Annotated in this window: 12 protein-coding genes and 1 pseudogene; 7 read left to right on the top strand and 6 right to left on the bottom strand. The window is 73.5% G+C overall.

Annotation, left to right across the window (positions count from 1 at the left end; genetic code table 11):
• Positions 1 to 96: 96 nt before the first annotated feature.
• Positions 97 to 2,331 (top strand): UvrD-helicase domain-containing protein, encoded by a 2,235-nt coding sequence (locus ABZ318_RS18490; RefSeq protein WP_356903521.1) that lies wholly within the window; start codon positions 97 to 99, stop codon positions 2,329 to 2,331.
• On the opposite strand, the gene glgB is transcribed toward ABZ318_RS18490, so the two are convergent.
• The 5 genes from glgB to ABZ318_RS18465 form a co-directional block, all read right to left on the bottom strand.
• Positions 2,318 to 4,549 (bottom strand): 1,4-alpha-glucan branching enzyme, encoded by a 2,232-nt coding sequence (gene glgB / locus ABZ318_RS18485; RefSeq protein ID WP_356903520.1) that lies wholly within the window; start codon positions 4,547 to 4,549, stop codon positions 2,318 to 2,320. The genes ABZ318_RS18490 and glgB overlap by 14 nt on opposite strands.
• A 236-nt stretch (positions 4,550 to 4,785) precedes the next feature.
• A complete protein-coding gene (locus tag ABZ318_RS18480) occupies positions 4,786 to 6,123 on the bottom strand; it encodes a maltokinase (RefSeq protein ID WP_356903519.1) in 1,338 nt (445 codons plus the stop codon).
• Between the two features lie 233 nt (positions 6,124 to 6,356).
• A complete protein-coding gene (treS, locus tag ABZ318_RS18475) occupies positions 6,357 to 8,054 on the bottom strand; it encodes a maltose alpha-D-glucosyltransferase (protein WP_356903518.1) in 1,698 nt (565 codons plus the stop codon).
• Positions 8,051 to 10,036: an alpha-1,4-glucan--maltose-1-phosphate maltosyltransferase gene (locus ABZ318_RS18470; RefSeq protein WP_356903517.1), complete on the bottom strand. Its 1,986-nt coding sequence runs from the start codon at positions 10,034 to 10,036 to the stop codon at positions 8,051 to 8,053. Before ABZ318_RS18470 ends, treS begins: the two co-directional genes overlap by 4 nt.
• A 393-nt stretch (positions 10,037 to 10,429) precedes the next feature.
• Positions 10,430 to 11,371, bottom strand: coding sequence for an NmrA family NAD(P)-binding protein (locus tag ABZ318_RS18465; protein WP_356903516.1), 942 nt, complete (start codon positions 11,369 to 11,371; stop codon positions 10,430 to 10,432).
• A gap of 118 nt (positions 11,372 to 11,489) precedes the next feature.
• Between ABZ318_RS18465 and ABZ318_RS18460 the strand changes: the two genes are divergently transcribed.
• The 6 genes from ABZ318_RS18460 (at position 11,490) to glgP (ending at position 20,737) form a co-directional block, all read left to right on the top strand.
• Positions 11,490 to 12,488, top strand: a complete 999-nt coding sequence (locus ABZ318_RS18460) for an AraC family transcriptional regulator (protein WP_356903515.1) — start codon at positions 11,490 to 11,492, stop codon at positions 12,486 to 12,488.
• Between the two features lie 173 nt (positions 12,489 to 12,661).
• Positions 12,662 to 14,092: a 4-hydroxyphenylacetate 3-hydroxylase N-terminal domain-containing protein gene (locus ABZ318_RS18455; protein ID WP_356903514.1), complete on the top strand. Its 1,431-nt coding sequence runs from the start codon at positions 12,662 to 12,664 to the stop codon at positions 14,090 to 14,092.
• Positions 14,089 to 15,516 carry an MFS transporter gene (locus ABZ318_RS18450; RefSeq protein WP_356903513.1) on the top strand — a complete coding sequence of 476 codons (1,428 nt, stop codon included), beginning with the start codon at positions 14,089 to 14,091 and terminating at the stop codon, positions 15,514 to 15,516. The genes ABZ318_RS18455 and ABZ318_RS18450 overlap by 4 nt, the downstream gene beginning before the upstream one ends.
• A 97-nt stretch (positions 15,517 to 15,613) precedes the next feature.
• A complete protein-coding gene (locus ABZ318_RS18445) occupies positions 15,614 to 16,720 on the top strand; it encodes a monodechloroaminopyrrolnitrin synthase PrnB family protein (protein WP_356903512.1) in 1,107 nt (368 codons plus the stop codon).
• 21 nt (positions 16,721 to 16,741) lie between these two features.
• Positions 16,742 to 18,073, top strand: a complete 1,332-nt coding sequence (locus ABZ318_RS18440; RefSeq protein WP_356903511.1) for an FAD-dependent monooxygenase — start codon at positions 16,742 to 16,744, stop codon at positions 18,071 to 18,073.
• 108 nt (positions 18,074 to 18,181) lie between these two features.
• Complete coding sequence (glgP, locus tag ABZ318_RS18435; protein WP_356903510.1) at positions 18,182 to 20,737, top strand: alpha-glucan family phosphorylase; 2,556 nt, start codon at positions 18,182 to 18,184, stop codon at positions 20,735 to 20,737.
• Between the two features lie 9 nt (positions 20,738 to 20,746).
• Here the strand turns inward: glgP and ABZ318_RS18430 are convergent.
• Positions 20,747 to 21,451: pseudogene (locus ABZ318_RS18430) on the bottom strand (two-component sensor histidine kinase); the annotation flags it as partial.

Here is a 21,451-nt window from a genome sequence, read left to right as displayed (position 1 = left end):
TATATTGATGGATTCCGTGTCCGGGACCGTGCTGTTCAGGCATGGCGAAAACGCGGAGAAGTTCAATAAACGCACTGTATCGCGCCGGGAGTCGAATTGTCAACCGAGGAATTTCGGAATGAGCAGAGATTCATCACCGATCTCTACGCACGACTCGACGACCTGAGGGACCAGGCCGAGGCCGCCGTCGAGCAGGCGCTGCGCACCCCCGGGGTCGGCAGCAGCCAGGGACGGCTCGAACGGGACGTGATGGTCGCCGAGCAGTCCGGGCTGCTCGCCGCGCTCAACGCCGGGGAGAGCGGTCTCTGTTTCGGCCGGCTCGTCTTCAAGGACGGCCGCGACCACCACATCGGCCGGCTCGGCATCCGCGAGGACGACCCGAACCGCACCCCGCTCGTCGTCGACTGGCGCGCCGAGATCGCCCGCCCCTTCTACCTCGCCACCGGGTACGAGCCGATGGGGCTCTCCCGCCGCCGGCACATCACCACCAAGGGCCGCGAGGTCGTCTCCCTCCACGACGAGGTCCTCGACCTCGCCGACGCCACCCGCACCGGCCACGAGAGCCGGGACGCCGACGAGGTGCTGCTCGCCGCCCTCGACGCCGCCCGCACCGGCCGCATGCACGACATCGTGCAGACCATCCAGGCCGAGCAGGACGCCATCATCCGCTCCCCGCACCGCGGGGTCCTCGTCGTCGAGGGCGGCCCCGGCACCGGCAAGACCGCCGTCGCCCTGCACCGCGCCGCGTACCTCCTCTACGCGCACCGCGAGCAGCTCGCCAAGCGGGCCGTCCTCATCGTCGGCCCCAACCCCGCCTTCCTCGGCTACATCGGGAACGTCCTGCCCTCCCTCGGCGAGACCGGCGTCCTCCTCGCCACCCCCGCCGAGCTCTTCCCCGGCGTCCACGCCACCGGCACCGACACCCCGCGCGCCGCCGCCGTCAAGGGCGCCGCCGCCATGGCCGACGCCCTCGCCGCGGCCGTACGGGACCGCCAGCAGGTCCCCGAGCGCGGCGAACCGCTGATCGTCCCGCACGAGGACGGCGACCTGGTCATCGACTGGGACATGGCCCTCGAAGCCCGCCACAAGGCCCGCGAGACCTTCCTCCCGCACAACCTCGCCCGCCCCTACTTCGTCTTCCGCATCCTCGACGCCCTCGCCGAGCAGCTCGCCGACCGCATCGGCGCCGACCCCTACGGCGGCCCCAACTTCCTCGGCCCCGACGACATCGCCCTGCTCGCCAAGGGCGTCGCCGCCAACCCCGAGGTCCACGCGGCGATCGACACCCTCTGGCCGCCCCTCACCCCGCAGGAGTTCCTCACCGACTACCTGGAGGACCCCACCCACCTCCCCGAGGAGGACATCGAGGCCGTCCGGCGCACCGGCGGCGCCTGGACCCCCGCCGACGTCCCCCTCCTCGACGAGGCCGCCGAACTCCTCGGCGAGGACGACTCCGCCCTCCGCGCCGCCGAGGAGGCCGAGCGGCAGAAGCAGATCCAGTACGCGCAGGGCGTCCTCGACGTCTCCTTCGCCTCCCGCACCTACGAGTTCGAGGACAAGGAGGAACTCGACAAGGACGCCTCCGAGGTCCTCTCCGCCCACGACATCATCGACGCCGAACGCTTCGCCGAGCGCCACGAGGAGGCCGACCACCGCACCGCCGCCGAGCGGGCCGCCGCCGACCGCACCTGGGCCTTCGGCCACATCATCGTCGACGAGGCCCAGGAGCTCTCCGCCATGGCCTGGCGGCTCCTCATGCGCCGCAGCCCCAGCCGTTCCATGACCCTCGTCGGCGACCCCGCCCAGACCGGCGACCCGGCCGGCGTCGGCGCCTGGCAGTCCATCCTCGGCCCGTACGTCGAGGACCGCTGGGACCACGTCCGCCTCGGCGTCAACTACCGCACCCCCGCCGAGATCATGGCCGTCGCCGCGGAGGTCCGCAGGGAGGACGACCCCGCCTTCGAGCCGCCGAGCTCGGTCCGCTCCACGGGCGTGGAGCCCTGGCGCCGGGCCGCGGAGGACATGGTCAAGGAGACCGCCGACGCGGTGGCGGGGGAGACGCGGGCCGAGGGACGGCTCGCCGTGATCGCCCCTCCCGCGCTCCACCCCGGTCTCGTCGCCGCCCTGCCCGAGGCCTCGTACGGCCCGAAGCCCGACCTCACCCGCCCGGTCGTCCTCCTCGACCCCCGCCAGGCGAAGGGCCTCGAATTCGACACGGTCCTCGTCGTCGACCCCGACGGCATCCGGGAGGGCGCCACGCACGGCGTCAACGACCTGTACGTGGCGCTCACCCGGGCCACTCAGCGGCTCGGGATCATCACGCGGGCCTGAGCCAGACCGTCGCCAGCGGCGGCAGCGTCATCCGCACGCTCGACGAACGGCCGTGCCACGGCACCGACTCGGTCTTCACCGGGTCGGTGCCCACCACGTCCGAGCCGCCGTACCGCGCCGCGTCCGTGTTCAGGACCTCCGTCCAGGCCGCGAACGCGTCCGGGACCCCGACCCGGTAGTCGTGCCGCACCACCGGCGAGAAGTTGCACACCGCGAGCAGCGGCGAACCGATGCCGTCGTACCGCAGGAACGCGAAGACGTTGTCGTCGGCCGCGTCCCCCACCACCCACTGGAAACCCTCCGGGACGGTGTCGCGCTCCCACAGCGAGGGCGTCGCCGTGTACACCGTGTTCAGGTCCCGGACGAGGTCCCGCACCCCCCGGTGGTCCGCCTCCGCCCCGTACGCCGGATCCAGCAGCCACCAGTCCGGCCCGTGGTCCACCGACCACTCGCCGCCCTGCGCGAACTCCTGCCCCATGTACAGCAGCTGCTTGCCCGGGTGCGCCCACATGAAGCCCAGATAGGCGCGGTGGTTGGCGCGCTGCTGCCACCAGTCGCCCGGCATCTTCGACACCAGGGACCGCTTGCCGTGCACCACCTCGTCGTGCGAGATCGGCAGGATGTAGTTCTCGCTGTACGCGTACACCATCGAGAACGTCATCTCGTGGTGGTGGTACTTGCGGTGCACCGGCTCCTTCTGCATGTACTCCAGGGAGTCGTGCATCCAGCCCATGTTCCACTTCATGCCGAAGCCCAGACCGCCGAAGCCGCCCGGACCCACCTGGTCCGTCGCCCGCGTCACCCCGTCCCAGGCCGTCGACTCCTCGGCGAAGGTGACCACGCCGGGGCAGCGGCGGTAGACGGTGGCGTTCATCTCCTGCAGGAAGCGGACCGCGTCCAGGTTCTCCCGGCCCCCGAACTCGTTCGGCACCCACTCGCCGTGCTCCCGCGAGTAGTCGAGGTAGAGCATCGACGCCACCGCGTCCACCCGCAGACCGTCGATGTGGAACTCCTGGCACCAGTACACGGCGTTCGCCACCAGGAAGTTCCGCACCTCCTTGCGGCCGTAGTCGAACTCGAGCGTCCCCCAGTCGGGATGGTGCGAGCGGCGCGGATCCTCGTGCTCGTACAGCGGACGCCCGTCGAACTCCGCCAGCGCCCAGTCGTCCTTCGGGAAGTGCGCCGGCACCCAGTCCATCAGCACCCCGATCCCCGCCCGGTGCAGCGAGTCCACCAGGAACCGGAAGTCGTCCGGGGTGCCCAGGCGGGCCGTCGGTGCGTAGAACCCGGTGACCTGGTAGCCCCAGGACCCGCCGAAGGGGTGCTCGGTGACCGGCATCAGCTCCACGTGCGTGAACCCGAGGTCACGCACGTACGCGGGCAGCTGCTCGGCCAGCTCGCGGTAGGTCAGCCCCGGCCGCCACGACGGCAGGTGCACCTCGTAGACGGAGATCGGCGCCTCGTGCGGCGGCCGCGCCCCGCGCCGCTCCAGCCACTCCGCGTCCTCCCACGCGTAGTGCGAGGCGGTGACGATCGACGCGGTGTTCGGCGGGCACTCCGTACGACGGGCCATCGGGTCCGCGCGGAGGGTGTGCGAACCGTCGGGCCGCGCGATGTCGTACTTGTAGACGGCGCCCTCGCCGATCCCCGGCACGAACAGCTCCCACACGCCCGTCGAACCGAGCGAGCGCATCGGCAGCGCCGTGCCGTCCCAGTGCGTGAAGTCACCCGTGATCCGCACCCCGCGCGCGTTCGGCGCCCACACGGCGAAGCGGGTGCCCGTGACGCCCTCGTGGGTCATCGGGTGGGAGCCGAGCGCCGTCCACAGCTCCTCGTGCCGGCCCTCGCCGATCAGATGCAGGTCCAGCTCGCCGAGGGAGGGGAGGAAGCGGTACGGGTCGTGGACGGGCATCTCGTCCCCGTCGTACCTGACCCGCAGCTCGTACGCGGGCACCTTGCGCAGCAGCGGGACGAACACGGAGAAGAGCCCGTCGCCGTCGTCGTCCATCGTGAGGCGCTTGCCCTTGGTGAGGACGGCGACCTCCTTCGCCCAGGGGCGCAGCACCCTGATGACGACCCCGCCCTTCACCCGGTGCGCGCCGAGCACGCCGTGCGGATCGTGATGCTCCCCGGCGAGCAGCCGGGCCCGGTCGCCCGGGTCGAGCGCCGGCGCCTTCCGTACGGAGCTGGACGTCTTGCCTGCGGAGCGGGCGGTCACGGGGGTGCCTCCTGGGGGCAGGGGAAGGGGGTACGGGTACGGAACGGTGAGGTGGTGACGGGGGACACTCGGCCGAACGGGGGCGGGTCCTGCTTGCGCAGGCGGGGCGTGGTGCGGCGCCCCAGGGGACTGCTCCGAACGGGTCGACACACCACCGAGGGCCACGCCCCCGCCGACCCCCCCCTGCGGGCGCGCCCCGTGTGGGGGTGGGCGGGAGGCGTGGCCGTGCGGCGGGTTCACGGTGCCGCGAGGCGTTCGATCGCGGACATGGGGACCGGGAGCCAGTCCGGCCGGTGGCGGGCCTCGTACACGACCTCGTACACCGCCTTGTCCGTCTCGTAGGCACGGAGGAGGGCCGGATCCGCCCGGGGATCCGCACCCGCCGCCTCCGCGTAGCCCGTGCAGTACGCCGCCCGGCACCGCGCCGCCCAGTCCGGTTTCCAGGGCCGGTGCGTGCGGGCCGCGTAGTCGAAGGAACGGAGCATTCCGGCGACGTCGCGGACGGTGGGCTGGGGGCTGCGCCGCTCGTCCAGCGGCTTCGCCGGTTCGCCCTCGAAGTCGATGACGGCCCAGCTCCCGTCGGAGCCGCGCAGGGTCTGGCCGAGGTGCAGGTCGCCGTGGATCCGCTGCACCACGCCCCCACCGCTCGCCGCCGCGAACACGGCCCGCAGGCCCGGGACGTGCGGCAGCAGCGCCGGTACCGCCTGGGCCGCCGCGTGCAGCCGGCGGTCCATCGCGGCGGCCAGCTGCTCGGTCTCCGAGCGGGCGAGGCGCCGGGTGGGGAGTGCCTTGGCGAGGGCCAGATGGACCTCGGCCGTCGCGCGGCCGAGGGCCCGCGCCTCGGTGGTGAAGTCCCGCCCTGCGGCGAGCGCGTCGAGGGCGAGCCGCCAGCCGTCCCGGGAGTCCCGCAGATAGGGCTGGAGGACGCCGAGGGTGGAGGCTCCCGACTCGAACCAGGCGACGGGCGCCGGGACCCGGGCGCAGCCGGCGCCGGCGAGGGCAAGCGGCAGTTCCAGGTCCGGATTGGCTCCGGGGCTGACGCGCCGGAAGATCTTCAGGATGAACGAATCGCCGTAGACAATGGACGAGTTGGACTGCTCGGCGTCCAGCACGCGCGGCGCCAGGGCGGGCGGCAGTGCCGTGGTGGCGTGGAAACGGAGGGGCCCCGTGCGGCCCGGGGTGCGCAGCCGCTCGTAGAGGAGGCCGGCGAGCCGCGGGTCGCGCAGCCCTTCGTAGACGGCCCGTCCGGCGAGCGGCCCCTGCCGGATCCGCCCGATCAGGGCGGGGGCGAGGCGGGGCGGGAGCTGGCTCCGTACCCCCAGGAGCAGTTGGTAGCAGTCGGCGGGCGTCCCGGCCGGGCGCGCCGGCTGTTCGACCCGTACGAGGAGGTGGAGGAGTCCGGGCCCGGCGCCGTCCAGGGGCAGCAGCTCGGTGGCCGCGTCCAGCGTGAATCCGGTGACCCGGCGGCCCTTGCCCGCGAACCAGCGCTGCCGTGGCAGCCATTCGTGGAGCAGGGGGGCGAGGGACGGAAGGAGGGCGTCCGGGGCCCGGGTGGTGGATGCGGTCTCCGGCATGGCATCGCGTCCTTTCCCCGGGGCGCGCAAGTGGCTTTCATAGGTGTTCAAATGCGCAGAGTGTCCCGGATGGCGGCTGTGACTGTCCGGATGTGCGGGACGTGTCGGAAAGGGAAGATCCGTACGGGTCCGGTGAGTAAACCCGTATGGACCTGAATCGTGTGTCGTTCACAGTGCCCAGGGTGGGACGGGGGAAACCGCCCCACCCGGGTCGATCGGGAACTGGCTTCCGCTCAGGCCTTCTTGAGACGGAACCAGTAGAAGCCGTGCCCCGCAAGGGTCAGGAGGTACGGCAGCTGTCCGATGGCCGGGAACTTCACCCCGCCGATCAGCTCCACGGGGTGCGTGCCGTCGAAGCGCCGCAGGTCCAGCTCGGTGGGCTGCGCGAAGCGCGAGAAGTTGTTCACGCACAGCACCAGGTCGTCGCCGTCCTCCCGCAGGAAGGCGAGCACGGCCGGGTTGGACGCCGGGAGTTCCGTGTACGTCCCCGTCCCGAAGGCGCGGTTCTGCTTCCGGATCTCGATCATCCGCTTCGTCCAGTGGAGGAGCGAGGACGGCGAGGCCATGCCCGCCTCGACGTTGGTCACCTGGTAGCCGTGGACCGGGTCCATGATGGCCGGAAGGTAGAGCCGCCCCGGGTCGCAGGAGGAGAACCCCGCGTTCCGGTCGGGGGTCCACTGCATCGGGGTCCGCACCCCGTCCCGGTCGCCGAGCCAGATGTTGTCGCCCATGCCGATCTCGTCGCCGTAGTAGAGCACCGGCGAGCCGGGCAGCGAGAAGAGCAGCGCGGTGAACAGCTCCATCTGGTTGCGGTCGTTGTCGAGGAGCGGGGCGAGCCGCCGCCGGATGCCGATGTTGGCCCGCATGCGCGGGTCCTTGGCGTATTCGGCGTACATGTAGTCGCGCTCTTCGTCCGTGACCATCTCGAGGGTGAGCTCGTCGTGGTTGCGCAGGAAGATGCCCCACTGGCAGCCGGAGGGGATCTCCGGGGTCTTCGCCAGGATCTCGGAGACCGGGTAGCGGGACTCGCGCCGCACGGCCATGAAGATCCTCGGCATGACCGGGAAGTGGAAGGCCATGTGGCACTCGTCGCCGCCGGAGCGGAAGTCGCCGAAGTAGTCGACGACGTCCTCCGGCCACTGGTTGGCCTCGGCGAGCAGCACCGTGTCCGGGTAGTGGTCGTCGATCTCCTTGCGGACCCGCTTGAGGAAGGCGTGGGTGGCCGGGAGGTTCTCGCAGTTGGTGCCCTCCTGCTGGTACAGGTACGGCACCGCGTCGAGCCGGAAGCCGTCGATCCCCAGGTCCAGCCAGAACTTCAGCGCGGAGAGGATCTCCTCCTGCACCGCCGGGTTCTCGTAGTTGAGGTCCGGCTGGTGCGAGAAGAAGCGGTGCCAGAAGTACTGCTTGCGGACCGGGTCGAAGGTCCAGTTGGAGGACTCGGTGTCGACGAAGATGATCCGGGCGTCGGCGTACTGCTTGTCGTCGTCCGCCCAGACGTAGTAGTCGCCGTACGGGCCGTCCGGGTCGCGCCGCGACTCCTGGAACCACGGGTGCTGGTCGCTGGTGTGGTTCATGACGAAGTCGATGACCACGCGCATGCCGCGCTGGTGGGCCGCGTCGACGAACTCCACGAAGTCGGCGAGGTCGCCGAACTCGGGGAGCACCGACGTGTAGTCGGCGACGTCGTAGCCCCCGTCCCGCAGCGGGGACTTGAAGAACGGCGGCAGCCAGAGGCAGTCCACGCCCAGCCACTGGAGGTAGTCCAGCCTGGCCGTGATGCCCCTCAGGTCGCCGACGCCGTCTCCGTTGCTGTCCTGGAAGGAGCGGACGAGGACCTCGTAGAACACCGCCCGCTTGAACCAGTCGGGATCACGGTCCTTGGCGGGGGTGTCCTCGAAGGTGTCGGGGACGGGCTCGTTGACAGTCGTCATGATGTGGGTGACCCTCCGGTCTGCGGGGACGGTCGCAGGACGAGGACGTGCGCGGGTGCGACACCCGGTTCCAGGCGCACGTAGCTGGTCCTGCCCCAGTGATAGGTCTCACCGGTGAGCTCGTCGCGCACCGGCACGGTCTCGTGCCAGTCGAGGCCGAGTTCCGGCATGTTCAACGAGACGGAAGCCTCCTGGGTGTGGTGCGGGTCGAGGTTGACGACCACCAGAACGATGTTCGAACCCGAGCGCTTCGAGTACGCGATCACCTGCGGGTTGTCGACGTCGTGGAAGGTCAGGTTCCGCAGCCGGCGGAGTGCCGGGTAACGGCGCCTGATCCGGTTCAGGGCGGTGATGAGCGGGGTGATCGTCGCCCCGGCCCGCTCCGCCGACTCCCAGTCCCTCGGCCTCAGTTGGTACTTCTCCGAGTCGAGGTACTCCTCGCTCCCCTCCCGCACCGGGGTGTTCTCGCACAGCTCGTACCCGGCGTACATGCCCCAGGAGGGCGAGAGCGTCGCCGCGAGCACCGCCCGCACCTCGAACGCGGGCCGGCCGCCCTCCTGGAGGTAGGCGTGCAGGATGTCGGGGGTGTTCACGAAGAGGTTCGGCCGCATCTGCGCGGCCGTCTCCCCGGACAGCTCCGTGAGGTACTCCGTCAGCTCCTCCTTGGTGTTGCGCCAGGTGAAGTACGTGTACGACTGCTGGAAACCGATCGCGCCGAGCGTCCGCATCATCGCCGGGCGGGTGAACGCCTCCGCCAGGAAGATCACGTCCGGGTCCGCCCGGTTGATCTCGCCGATCACCCGCTCCCAGAACACCACCGGCTTGGTGTGCGGGTTGTCCACGCGGAAGATCCGGATGCCGTGGTCCATCCAGAACCGCAGCACCCGCACCGTCTCCGCGACGATCCCGTCCATGTCCTTGTCGAACGCGATCGGGTAGATGTCCTGGTACTTCTTCGGCGGGTTCTCCGCGTACGCGATCGAACCGTCCGGCCGGTGGTGGAACCACTCCGGGTGCTTCTCCACCCACGGGTGGTCCGGGGAGCACTGGAGCGCGAAGTCCAGGGCGATCTCAAGGCGCAGCTCCCGGGCCCGCGCCACGAAGGCGTCGAAGTCCTCGAAGGTCCCCAGGTCCGGGTGGAGCGCGTCGTGCCCGCCCTCCGGCGAGCCGATCGCCCACGGCACGCCGACGTCGCTCGGCGCCGCCGACAGGGAGTTGTTCGGTCCCTTGCGGTGGGTCTCGCCGATCGGGTGCACCGGCGGCAGGTACACCACGTCGAAGCCCATCGCCGCGACCGCCGGGAGCCGCTCGGCCGCCGTGCGGAAGTTCCCCGGGACCGTCCGCCCCCTGACCTTCCGCACGCCCTCCGAGCGCGGGAAGAACTCGTACCAGGAGCCGAACAGGGCCCGCTCCCGCTCCACCTGCAGTGGCAACGCGGGGGAGGCGGAGAGCAGTTCGCGCAGCGGGTGGCGGTCCAGGGCGCCGACCACCTGCGGGGCGAGCGCCGCCGCGAGCCGCACGGCCGCCGGGCGGGACACGTCGCGCAGCACGTCCGCCGCCGCGAGCACGGCCTCCCGGCCGCCGCCCTTCTTCGGGACGCCCTTCGCGGCCCGCTCGTGCAGCTCGGCCCCCTCGGCGAGGACCAGTTCGGAGTCGATCCCGGCCGGGATCTTGATCCTCGCCGTGTGGCGCCAGGTGGCCACCGGATCGCTCCAGGCCTCCACGGTGTACGTCCACAGGCCCTCGGCGTCCGGGGTGACCTCGGCACCCCACCGGTCGGTGCCCGGGGCCAGTTCACGCATCGGGGTCCAGGGGCCGGGCCGGCCCGACGGGCCGCGCAGCACGACATTGGCGGCGACCGCGTCGTGGCCCTCGCGGAAGACGGTCGCCGTCACCTCGAAGGTCTCTCCGGCCACCGCCTTCGCGGGGCGCCGACCGCAGTCGACCAGCGGGCGGACGTCCAGTACGGGAATGCGTCCCATGAGCGGATTCACAGCATCACCTGACGGGTTACGGGGGTGCGGGTGGTGGTGCGCTCTTTCTAGCTCCGTCGACGGCCGGCGGGTTGCGGGCATGACGGCTCCTGTCCGCGTTCACTCGGATGGCGGGTCCACAGGGATGAACTGGGATGAACGGGAGGCTCGGGGAGACGGGGTCGGGGGTGGTACCGGAGGAGCCTTCCCACAGTTGTCGGGTGGGCAATCCGGCGCTTTGTTAACTACTCGGACGTAGCCACTCCGGCAAGCACGCGACCCGGACAACAATCGAGCCCCGCCCCCTTTTTTTTGGCTCGGTTCACCTCCGGGGCGCTGGAGCCGGGCGCACGCGAAGCGGCCCCGCCCAAGGGGAGGCGGGGCCGGGTTCCAGTGCGAGGCTCAGCGACGCAGGTCGGCGTCCGGCTCCTCCGCGTCCGACGACCACACCTGCCAGGGTTGGCGGGCCACCCACTCCTCCACCGGGGACGGTTGCACGCCGAGGACCTCCGACGACACCCCGTCGTCGCCCGCCATCAGCAGCGGATCCGCGCCGCCCGCCATGTAGTGGTAGATCCCCGCGACCCCCGCCGCCGTCGCCGGCCCGAGCAGCTGCGCCAGGCCCCGCTCGAACACGGCCGGATCCAGTTCCTCGTACCGCACCGCCCGGCCGAGCCCCCGCCCGAAGGCCGCCGCCAGTTCCCGACCCGTCAGGGCGCGGTCCCCGCCGATGTCGAGGGTCCGGCCCTCCAGGTCCTCCCGGGTGAGCGCCGCGAGCGCCGCCTCCGCGAGACCCCGGTGCGACAGCCACGCCGTCCGTGCGGACTCCGGCAGCGGATAGGCGAGGACGCCCTCGTCGACCAGGGCGGGCCCGTTCCACGGGGAGAACAGGTTGTCCAGGTACACCGGCGGCCGGAGCACCACCAGCGGCACGCCGCTGTCCCGCAGCACCCGCTCCGCGAGCCGCCGCGTCTCGAAGGCGGCGACGCCCGTCGGACCCAGCGGGAGACGGGTGTTGGCGTTGAACACCAGTCGCTCCGTGCCCGCCGCGAGCGCGGCCTCCGCGATGTTCCGCGCGTACGCCTCCACCCGCTCCTCGTCGTACACCAGCGGCATCGTGACGAACGCGTGCGTGGTCCCCGCGAAGAGCCGCCGCACGTCGCCCGGGACCCCCAGGTCGCCGGCGAGGAAGGAGGCACCGGGGAGCGGCGGCCGGTCCGCCTCCGGGCGCCGGGTCAGGCCCCGCACCCGGTGGTGGCGCTCGGCGAGGAGGCGGGCCACCGCGCCGCCCTGGAAGCCGGTCGCGCCCACGACCGCCACCCGCATCGGAATCTCACTGGACATGTGTGTCTGAGGCCCTTCGATAGGCTGTCATCGCTGTCGTGTCGGCGTCCCTCCAGGCTCGCCGCGGCGGCTTCGTCCGTTCAATTAACAAACCGGGGCGGAAGTTGAAGGATCGTCCATGGAAACCGTGGGAACCGACCGTCACGACCAGCGCGACCCCCTCGATCCTCCCCGCGAGGGCGAGCACGAGGACCTGCTGAGCGAACTCCTCAGACCCCTCCGGCTCACCGGCGTCTTCGACAGCCGCTGGCACGTCCGCGCCCCCTGGGCCATCGAGGGGGACGCCGAACGCAGCTGCGCCGTCCTCCACTACGTCGTCGAGGGCCACTGCTGGATCACCGCCGACGACGAGACCCCCGTCGAACTCCACGCCGGGGACCTCGTCGTCTTCCCCACCGGCGCCGCGCACCGCCTCTCCGACCGGCCCGAACGCCAGGGCGTCCCGCTCAAGGCCGTCCTGCCCGAACGACAGCCCGGCACCTCCGGCGAGATCGTCCTCGGCGGCAGCGGACCCGAGAGCCGCCTCCTGTGCGCCGGGCTCCACTACGACGCCGGCGTCGCCACCGGCCTCTACACCTCCCTGCCCTGGGCCCTCGTCCTCGACCGCCACCAGGTCGACCGCGAACCGCTGCTCCGCGACACCCTCCGGCTGCTCGCCGCCCCCGACCGGCCCGTCGGCCCCGGCGACCGGCTCATCACGCTGCGCGCCTTCGAGATGGCGCTCGTCCTCGCGCTCCGCCCGCTGCTCCGCGAGCTCGCCGACAACCCGGCCTCGCTGCCGCTGCTCCGCCACCCCGGGATCAGCAGGGCCGTCGTCATGATGGCGACCCGGTTCGCCGAGCCGTGGACCATCGACTCCCTCGCCCGCGAGGTCGGCATGTCCCGCTCCGCGTTCACCGCCGCGTTCCGCGAGCTCGTCGGAGAGTCCCCGGCCCGGTACCTCTCCGCCCGCCGCATGCAGGAGGCCGGCCGGCTCCTCACCGAGACCTCCCTCCCGCAGTCCGCCGTGCCCGAGCGGGTCGGCTACCGGAGCGCCGTCGGCTTCCACCTCGCCTTCCGCAAATGGTTCGGGATGACCCCCGGCGAGTACCGGTCGGGAGAGGTCAGGGCCGCCTGATCCGCCCCGGCCGGGACCGGCCGGCGCCCTCCGGACCGCCCGACCTGACATCTTCGGGAGCCCCTGGACGGTTCTTAAGGACCCCTGGACGGACGCTCATTGTCCGGGCGGGCCGCGCCGGACAGTCTCGGGACCGGCACGAACAGTGACGGCCGAGGAGAGGCGATACACCGGTGACGAGGTCCGGGCAGGAGTATCTGGAGGGACTGCGCGACGGGCGCGAGATCTGGCTCGACGGGGAGCGCGTCAAGGACGTCACCGCCCATCCCGCCTTCCGCGCCACCGCGGCCTCCTTCGCCGGACTCTTCGACCTCGCCGACGACCCCGTGCACCGCCCCGTCCTCGTCCAGGGCGGGGTGCGCCGGGCCGGGGCCGTCCCCCGCTCGTACGAGGACCTCGTCGCCCGCCGCCGCGCCTTCCGCACGACCGCCGAGGCGAGTTACGGCTTCCTCGGCCGAACCCCCGACTACATGGCTGCCGGCGCCGCCGGATTCGCCGCCGCGCCCGCCGTCTTCACCGGCGGGACCTTCGACGGCGCCGGCCACGCCCTCGCCTTCCACCGCCGGCTCGCCGAGGGCGACCTGCACACCGCGTTCACCCTCACCAACCCGCCCCCGGGACACGGCGAGGACGACCTCACCCTGCGGGTCGTCGGGGAACGCGACGGCGGGATCGTCGTCCGCGGCGCCAAGACCATCGGCACCGGCGCGGTCTTCGCCGACGAGCTCCTCGTCGGCACCATCGAACCGCTCGCCGACGACGACGCCGAGCACGCCGTCACCTTCTCCGTACGGCTCGACACCCCCGGCCTCAAGCTGATCTCCCGCACCTCCTACGAGGAACGCGCCCGGTCCGTCTTCGACCACCCCCTCTCCTCCCGGTACGACGAGAACGACGCGATGCTCGTCTGCGAGGACGTCTTCGTGCCCTGGGAAAGGGTGCTCACCTACCGGGACCCGGCCACCACCGGCGCGATCTGGTGGCGGACCCCCGCCTACCTGAACCTCGTCCACCAGTCCGCCACCCGCTTCTGGACCAAGCTGGAGTTCCTCACCGGCCTCGCGATCCTCCTCACCCGCTCCCACGGCACCGAGAAACTGCCGCCCGTCACCCAGGCCCTCGGCCGGCTCCTCGGCATGGCCGCCCAGGCCAAGGCCTTCGTCCTCGCCGCCGAGGCCTCGTACGAGGAGGTCGACGGCGGGCGCGGCGGCGTCCGCCCCGGACAGGAGATCTCCTTCGCCCAGCGGATCATGGCCGGCGAGCTCTATCCGCGCGCCGTCCAGGAGATCAAGCTCCTCGCCGGCGGCGCCCTCGTCCAGCTCCCCGCGAGCGGCCGCGACCTCCTCCACCCCGAACTCGGGCCGCTGGTCCGCCGCTACTTCTCCACCCCCGGCCACCCCGCCGAGGACCGCGTCAAACTCCTCAAACTCGCCTGGGACGCCCTCGGTTCGGAGTTCGCCGGCCGCCACGAGCAGTACGAGCGCTTCTACCACGGCGCCCCGCACGTCTACCTCACCATGCAGACCTGGGCCGGCTCGGCGGAGGAGTGCGAGAACCTCGCCCGCGCCTGCCTCGACAGCTACGGCCTCGGGACGACCCGGTGACGCCGCCGCCACCGGGCCCACGGCGCGGAGCGCTCGCCCTGCTCGCCTCCACCCAACTGCTGCTGATCATGGACACCGCGATCGTCAACGTCGCGCTGCCCTCCGTCGGCGAGGACCTCGGCTCCGGCTCCACCGGCCTCTCCTGGGTCGCCAACGCCTACCTCATCACCTTCGGCGGACTGCTCCTCCTCGGCGGACGCGTCGCCGACCTCCTCGGCCACCGGCGGGTCTTCCTCGGCGGCCTCGGCCTGCTCGCCGTCGCCTCCGCCGCCGGCGGTCTCGCCCCCGGCGCCGACGCCCTCGTCGCGGCCCGCGCCGCCCAGGGCGTCGGCGCCGCCCTCGCCGCGGCCGCCGCCTTCGCCCTGCTGCTCCTGCTCTTCCCCGACGGCCCCGCCCGGCACAAGGCCCTCGGCGCCTTCGCCGCCATGGGCGGCCTCGGCGGCGTCCTCGGCACGGTCCTCGGCGGCGTCCTCACCGACGCCCTCGGCTGGCGCGCCACGTTCTGGCTGAACGTGCTCCTCGCCGCCGTCCTCGCTCTTCTCGCCGCCGCCGTCCTCGACCCGCGCACCGGACGGGCGTCCGGCGGCTTCGACCTCGCCGGGGCGCTCACCGCCACCGCCGGCCTCGGTCTCGTCGCCCACGCCCTCGTCGGCGGCTCCGAGACCGGCTGGCTCACCGCCCGCACCCTCGGCACCGGAGGGGCCGGCCTGGCGCTGCTGCTCGTCTTCGCGGCCGTCGAGACCCGGGCCGCCGCCCCGCTCGTCCCGCCCCCGGTCCTCGCCCGGCCCGCGCTCCGACGGGCCAACGTCCTCGCCGCGCTCGCCCAGACCACGCTGTTCCCGATGTTCTTCCTGGTGAGCCTCTACCTCCAGGACGTCCTCGGACACACGCCCCTCGGCGGCGGCCTCGGACTCCTGCCGCTGTCCCTCGTCGTCGTCGCGGTCGCCCCGCAGACCGGCCGGATCATCCTCCGCGCCGGCCTGCACCGGACCATGACCCTCGGCTTCGTCCTGCTGTGCGCCGGAACCCTCTGGCTGGCCCTGGCGCTCACCCCCGACGGCTCGTTCGCGAGCACCGTCCTCGCCCCCAGCCTCCTCCTCGGCGCCGCCCTGCCGCTGGTCATGGTCACCACCAACGTGGCCGCCACCGCCGAGGCCGCGCCCGCCGAGACCGGACTCGCCTCCGGACTCGTCAACACCAGCCAGCAGTTCGGCTCCGTCCTCGGCCTCGCCGTCCTGGTGGCCGTCGCCACCACCCGTACCGAGGCCGGCACCACGGCCCGGGCCGCCGCCGAGACCGCCGGCTTCCGCGCCGCCCTGCTCACCGGCGCCGCCTTCGCCGCCCTGGCCGCCCTGCTCTCCGTACGCCCGCACCTCCCGGCGCGGACCACGGCACCGAAGGACCGGATGCCCGACCCGCACTGACCCCGCCCCCCACGACACGATGCCCACCCCACGACCACCCGGCCGGTGAACCGTGCCCCCCCCCGGCGCACCGAGCCCCGAAGAACGGAGGCCCCCCTTGCTCGGCGACCCGCGTCACACGACCGAGGACATACGCGCCGCCGACCCGCTGGGCGCCGACGCCCTGCTCGCCGCGGTGCCCACGATGAACGCGCGGGCCGACACCGCCGCCCTGACCGTCGCCCTGCGCGCCCTGGTCCCCGACCTCGACCGGGCCGCGCAGTGGAGCGTCGGCGGCGCGCTCGCCGCCATGCGGGACCTCGGCATCCTGCTCGGCTCCCTGAAACGGCACGGAGTGCAGCCGCTGCACGCGGTCCCCGAGGCCCTGCCCGTCCTGGAACTCCTCGGCCGCCGCACCGACATGGTGCCCCGCGACACCGTCCACCACTACACGACCTGGAACCCCAAGGGCCCCCGCCGCCGCACCTACACCGGCCACCCCACCGAGGCCCGCCTCCAGGACGCCGTACGCATGGTGTTCCCCGGCCTCGTCGCGGCCCTCGACGACTGCGCCCGGGTCGCCCGCCTCGAACCGTACGACCCCGGCTTCGCCACCGCCCTCCACCGGATCGCCGGGCACGTGCGGGCGATGGTGGACTCCATCGACCTCACGGTCGCGCAGGTCCCGCCCGAGTACTTCGCGCTCACCCTCCGCCCCTACTTCGAGGAGGTCGAGATCGCGGGCCACGACTACCTGGGCCCGGCCGCCGCACAGGTCCCGCTCTGGCTGGTCGACCTGACGCTGTGGCAGTGCGACCGCTCCGACACCGCCTACGACGCCTTCCTCGCCGAGTCCCTGCCGTACGCCCTGCCGTCCTGGCGCGCCTTCCACGCCCGGCACCGCGGCGGGATCTCCGCCGTCGGCAAGCTGTCGGCGGCCGTCAGCTGGGAGGGCGCCGACCGGCTGCCGCCCACGCTCACCGCCTCGGCCGAGGCGCTCGGCCGCGTCCTGCGGATCCTGAAGACCTTCCGGGCCCGCCACCTCGGCATCGCCCGCAAGGCGTACAGCGACGACGTGCGCCTGTACGAGGAGGGCAGCGGCGGCGCCCCCGTCGCGCTGCTGCGCTCGATCCTGGACCTGACCAGGGAGAACGAGACCATGGTGCGCCGCGCGACCGAGCGCCGCCGCCCCGCCGCGGCGCCCGTCGCCCCCACGGCCGCCTGACCGCGCGAAGGAGCACCCGTCATGTCCCCCCACACCGATGCCCACCCGGGCCACAGCCCCCACATCGTCATCGCCGGTGGCGGCATCGCCGGTCTCACCGCCGCCCTCGCGCTGCACGCCGCCGGATTCGAGCGGGTCACCGTCGTCGAGGCCGCCGCGGCCGTCCGCCCCGTCGGCGCCGGGCTCAACCTGATGCCGAACGCCGTCCGCGAACTCGACGCGCTCGGCCTCCTCGACGCCCTGGAGGCGGGCGCCCTGCGCACCCGCGAGCTGCGCTACTACCACCGCTCGGGCGGCCTGATATCCCGGGAACCGCGCGGCCTCGGCGCCGGCTACCGCTGGCCCCAGCTGTCCGTCCACCGCGGCCACCTCCAGCAGGTCCTGGCCGGCGCCGTCCGCGCCCGGCTCGGCAGCGCGGCCCTGGTCACGGGCGTCAGGGTGACCGGCGTCGAACCGCTCCCGGGCGGGCGGCCCCGGCTGCGCCTGGAGCACCGCGAAGGACCCGTCCGGGGCCGGGCCTCCCTCGAACCGGACGTCCTCGTCGGCGCCGACGGCATCCGCTCCGCCGTCCGCGCCGCCCTCAACCCGGCCGAGGGCGGACCCCCGTGGAACGGGATGCTCGTGTGGCGGGGCGTGTCCCGGATGCCCGCCCGGGCCGTGGGCTCCTTCATGCTCATCGCGGGCGACGACCGGCAGAAGGCCGTCGTCTACCCCATGGGCCGGCCCACCGGACCCGGCCGCGAGGTCCTCGTGAACTGGGCGCTCGCCCGCCCCGCCGACACCCCGGCCGCCGCCGGCGAGGAGCGGCTGAGAGGCGACTGGAACCGCGCCGTCCCCGTCGAGACCTTCCTCCCGTACTACGAGGGCTGGGAGTTCGACGGCGTCAGCGTCCCCGCCGTCCTGCGCGCCGCCGACACCGCGCACGAGTACCCGATGGTCGACCGCGACCCCCTCGACCGGTGGACCCACGGCCGCACCACCCTCATCGGCGACGCCGCCCACGCCATGTACCCCATCGGCTCCAACGGCGCGACCCAGTCGATCGTCGACGCCCGCGCCCTCGCCCACGCCCTCGCCCGGCACCCCGACGACCCCGCCGAGGGCCTCGCCGCGTACGAGCGCGAACGCCGCCCCGCCATGACCGCCCTCCAGCACGCCAACCGGCGGCTCGGCCCCGAGGTCGTCATCGACCTCGCCCACGCCCGCGCCCCGCACGGCTTCACCGACATCCACCAGGTCATCCCCGCCGAGGAACTCGCCGCCATCGCCGGCCGGTACGCCGCCACCGGCGCCTTCGACCCGGCCACCGTCAACCGGGGCTCCCCGTACGACGCGGCGGTGCCCACCGCCTGACGCCCCGTGGCCCGCCGGGGCGGCCGTGCCCTACCGTCGGAGCGGCACGCCGGACGCACAGCGTGGTGCGCCCGCTCCGCTCCGTACTCGCCTGCGAAGGTGGACAACGTGAAGGCAATCCGTCGATTCACCGTGCGTCCCGTCCTCCCCGACACCCTTCGACCCCTCGCCGACCTCGCGCACAACCTGCGCTGGTCCTGGCACGAGCCCACCCGCGCGCTCTTCGACTCCCTCGCCCCCGAGGGGCTGACCGGCGCCGACCCCGTCCGGGTCCTCGGCGCCCTCGAAGCGCCCCGACTCGACGCGCTCGCCGCCGACCAGGACTTCCTGGCCCGGCTGCGCGCCGCGGCCGAGGACCTCGACCACTATCTGCACGCCCCCCGCTGGTACCAGGGCCGGCCCGGCGACGCCCCGGCCGCCGTCGCCTACTTCTCACCCGAGTTCGGCGTCGCCGCCGCCCTGCCCCAGTACTCCGGCGGCCTCGGCATCCTCGCCGGCGACCACCTCAAGTCCGCGAGCGACCTCGGCGTCCCGCTGATCGGCGTCGGCCTGCTCTACCGGCACGGCTACTTCCGGCAGTCCCTCGGCCGGGACGGCTGGCAGCAGGAGCAGTACCCCGTCCTCGACCCCGGCGAACTGCCGGTCACCCTGCTCCGCGAGGCCGACGGCACCCCCGCCCGGATCACCCTCGCCCTGCCCGGCGGCCGCAGCCTCCACGCCCACCTGTGGATCGCCCGGGCCGGCCGCGTCCCGCTCCTCATGCTCGACTCCGACGTCGAGGAGAACGCCCCCGGCGAACGGAGCGTCACCGACCGGCTGTACGGCGGCGGCAGCGAGCACCGGCTCCTCCAGGAGATGCTCCTCGGCATCGGCGGCGTCCGCGCCGTCCGCACCTACACCCGGCTCACCGGCCACCCCGCCCCCGAGGTCTTCCACACCAACGAGGGCCACGCCGGCTTCCTCGGCCTCGAACGCGTCCGCGAACTCCAGGGCGAGGGACTCGACTTCGACAGCGCCCTGGAGACCGTCCGGGCCGGGACCGTCTTCACCACCCACACCCCCGTCCCGGCCGGCATCGACCGCTTCGACCGGGCCCTCGTCGCCCGCCACCTCGGCGACGACGGCGCCCTCCCCGGCGTCGACCTCGGCCGGATCCTCGCCCTCGGCGACGAGACCCCGCTCGGCGGCGAACCCGACGTCTTCAACATGGCCGCCATGGGCCTGCGCCTCGCCCAGCGCGCCAACGGCGTCTCCACCCTCCACGGCGCCGTCAGCCGCTCCATGTTCGCCGGGCTCTGGCCGGGCTTCGACGCCGACGAGGTGCCGATCACCTCCATCACCAACGGCGTCCACGCCCCCACCTGGGTCGCCCCCGAAGTGGCCCGGCTCGACCCGGACGCGAGCGACCGCGAGCTGTGGGAGCTGCGCCGCACCCTCCGCGAACGGCTCGTGGCCGACGTGCGGGAACGGTTGCGGGCCTCCTGGCGGCAGCGCGGCGCGGCCGCCGCCGAACTCGGCTGGACCGAGTCCGTCCTCGACCCCGACGTCCTCACCATCGGCTTCGCCCGCCGCGTCCCCTCGTACAAGCGGCTCACCCTGATGCTCCGGGACAAGGACCGGCTGCGGGCCCTCCTCCTCCACCCCGAGCGGCCCGTGCAGCTCGTCGTCGCCGGCAAGGCCCACCCCGCCGACGACGGCGGGAAGCGGCTCGTGCAGGAACTCGTCCGCTTCGCCGACGACCCCCGCGTCCGGCACCGGATCGTCTTCCTGCCCGACTACGGCATGGAGATGGCCCGCGGCCTCTACCCCGGCTGCGACGTCTGGCTCAACAACCCGCTGCGCCCCCTGGAGGCCTGCGGCACCAGCGGCATGAAGGCCGCCCTCAACGGCTGCCTCAACCTCTCCGTCCTCGACGGCTGGTGGGACGAGTGGTTCCGGCCCGAGTTCGGCTGGGCCATCCCCACCGCCGACGGCGCGGCCGCCGCCGACGAGGACCGCCGCGACGACCTGGAGGCCGCCGCCCTCTACGAGCTGATCGAGCGCCGGGTCGCCCCCCGCTTCTACGACCGGGGCCCCGACGGGGTGCCGGCCGCCTGGACGGCCATGGTCCGGCGCACCCTCGCCGACCTCGGCCCGAAGGTCCTCGCCGACCGGATGGTCCGCGAGTACGTCGAGAAGCTGTACGTGCCCGCCGCCGGCGCCCGCCGGGCCCTCACCCCGGCCCGGGCGCGGGACCTCGCCGCCTGGAAGGCCCGGGTCCGGGAGGCCTGGCCCAGGGTGGCCGTCGACCACGTCGAGGTCGGCGACGGCCTCGCGGACGACCTCACCGACGCGGAGCTGGGCGCCACGCCCGTCGTCCGGGTCCGGGTGGCGCTCGGCACGCTCGGCCCCGACGACGTCGAGGTCCAGGCCGTCACCGGCCGCGTCGACGCCGACGACACCCTCGCCGCCACCCGGACCGTCACCCTCAAGCCGGCGGGCGGCCCCGACCTGGAGGGACGGCTGCCCTACGAGGGCACCCTGGAGCTCGACCGGACGGGCTCCTTCGGCTGCACGGTCCGCGTCCTGCCCGCCCATCCGCTGCTCGCCCGGCCGGCCGAACTCGGCCTCGCGGCGCTGCCGTCGGAGACGACGGGGGAGGGGGCGGGGGTGCTCCTGAGGTAGCCGGAGCCCTTACGGGACCTTCGCCTTGTCGGCGAGGTGCCCGTCGACGAAGCACAGCCGGTACACCGGGATCGCGGCCAGCATCGTGGACCGGTAGTACCGGCACTCGTCCATGCCGGGCGGCTCCGCCGGGGCGCGCTGCGGCCGGCCGTCCAGCGGACGGTCGGGCAGCCCGTCGGAGAGCTCGGCGATCTCCGCGGGCGACTGCCCCACCCGCATCCGGGCGTAGTCCTCCGGTTCCAGGTACGACCGGGCCTGCGTCCACAGGGCGACGCCCACCATCAGCAGGCCGAGACCGGCGAGGAGCGCGAGCGGGATCCAGATCGCCCGCGCGAGGCCCTTGCGGACCTCGCGGCGGGCCCGGTCCAGCTCCCGCGCGGATCGCGGCGCGGCCGGCAGCGGCGCCGGGGCGCTTCGCGGCAGGACGGCCTCCAGGACGAAACCGCCGTCCCCGGTGACCCGGTGCGCCAGCGACCCGCCCGCGAGCCGCACCCGCTCGTCGAGCCCGACGAGCCCGGTCCCGCCGGTCCCTCCGGGGGTGGGGCCCGAGCGCGCGGTCCCGGCGGGAGCCTGGTTCTTCTGCGCCGCGCCGCCGGGGGCGTGACCCGGGCGGGCCGCGCCGCCGGAGGACCGGCCCGGGCGGGCGGTCCACAGCCGCGCCGGCGGCCGCAGCAGCCCGGCGCCGCACAGTTCGCCGCGCAGCGCGTCCACGGC

The sequence above is a fragment of the Streptomyces sp. NPDC006197 genome, assembly GCF_040613865.1.
Classification (GTDB): domain Bacteria; phylum Actinomycetota; class Actinomycetes; order Streptomycetales; family Streptomycetaceae; genus Streptomyces.
The sequence above is the reverse complement of the archived record's forward strand: the minus strand, read 5'-3'. Positions and strand labels throughout refer to the sequence as shown.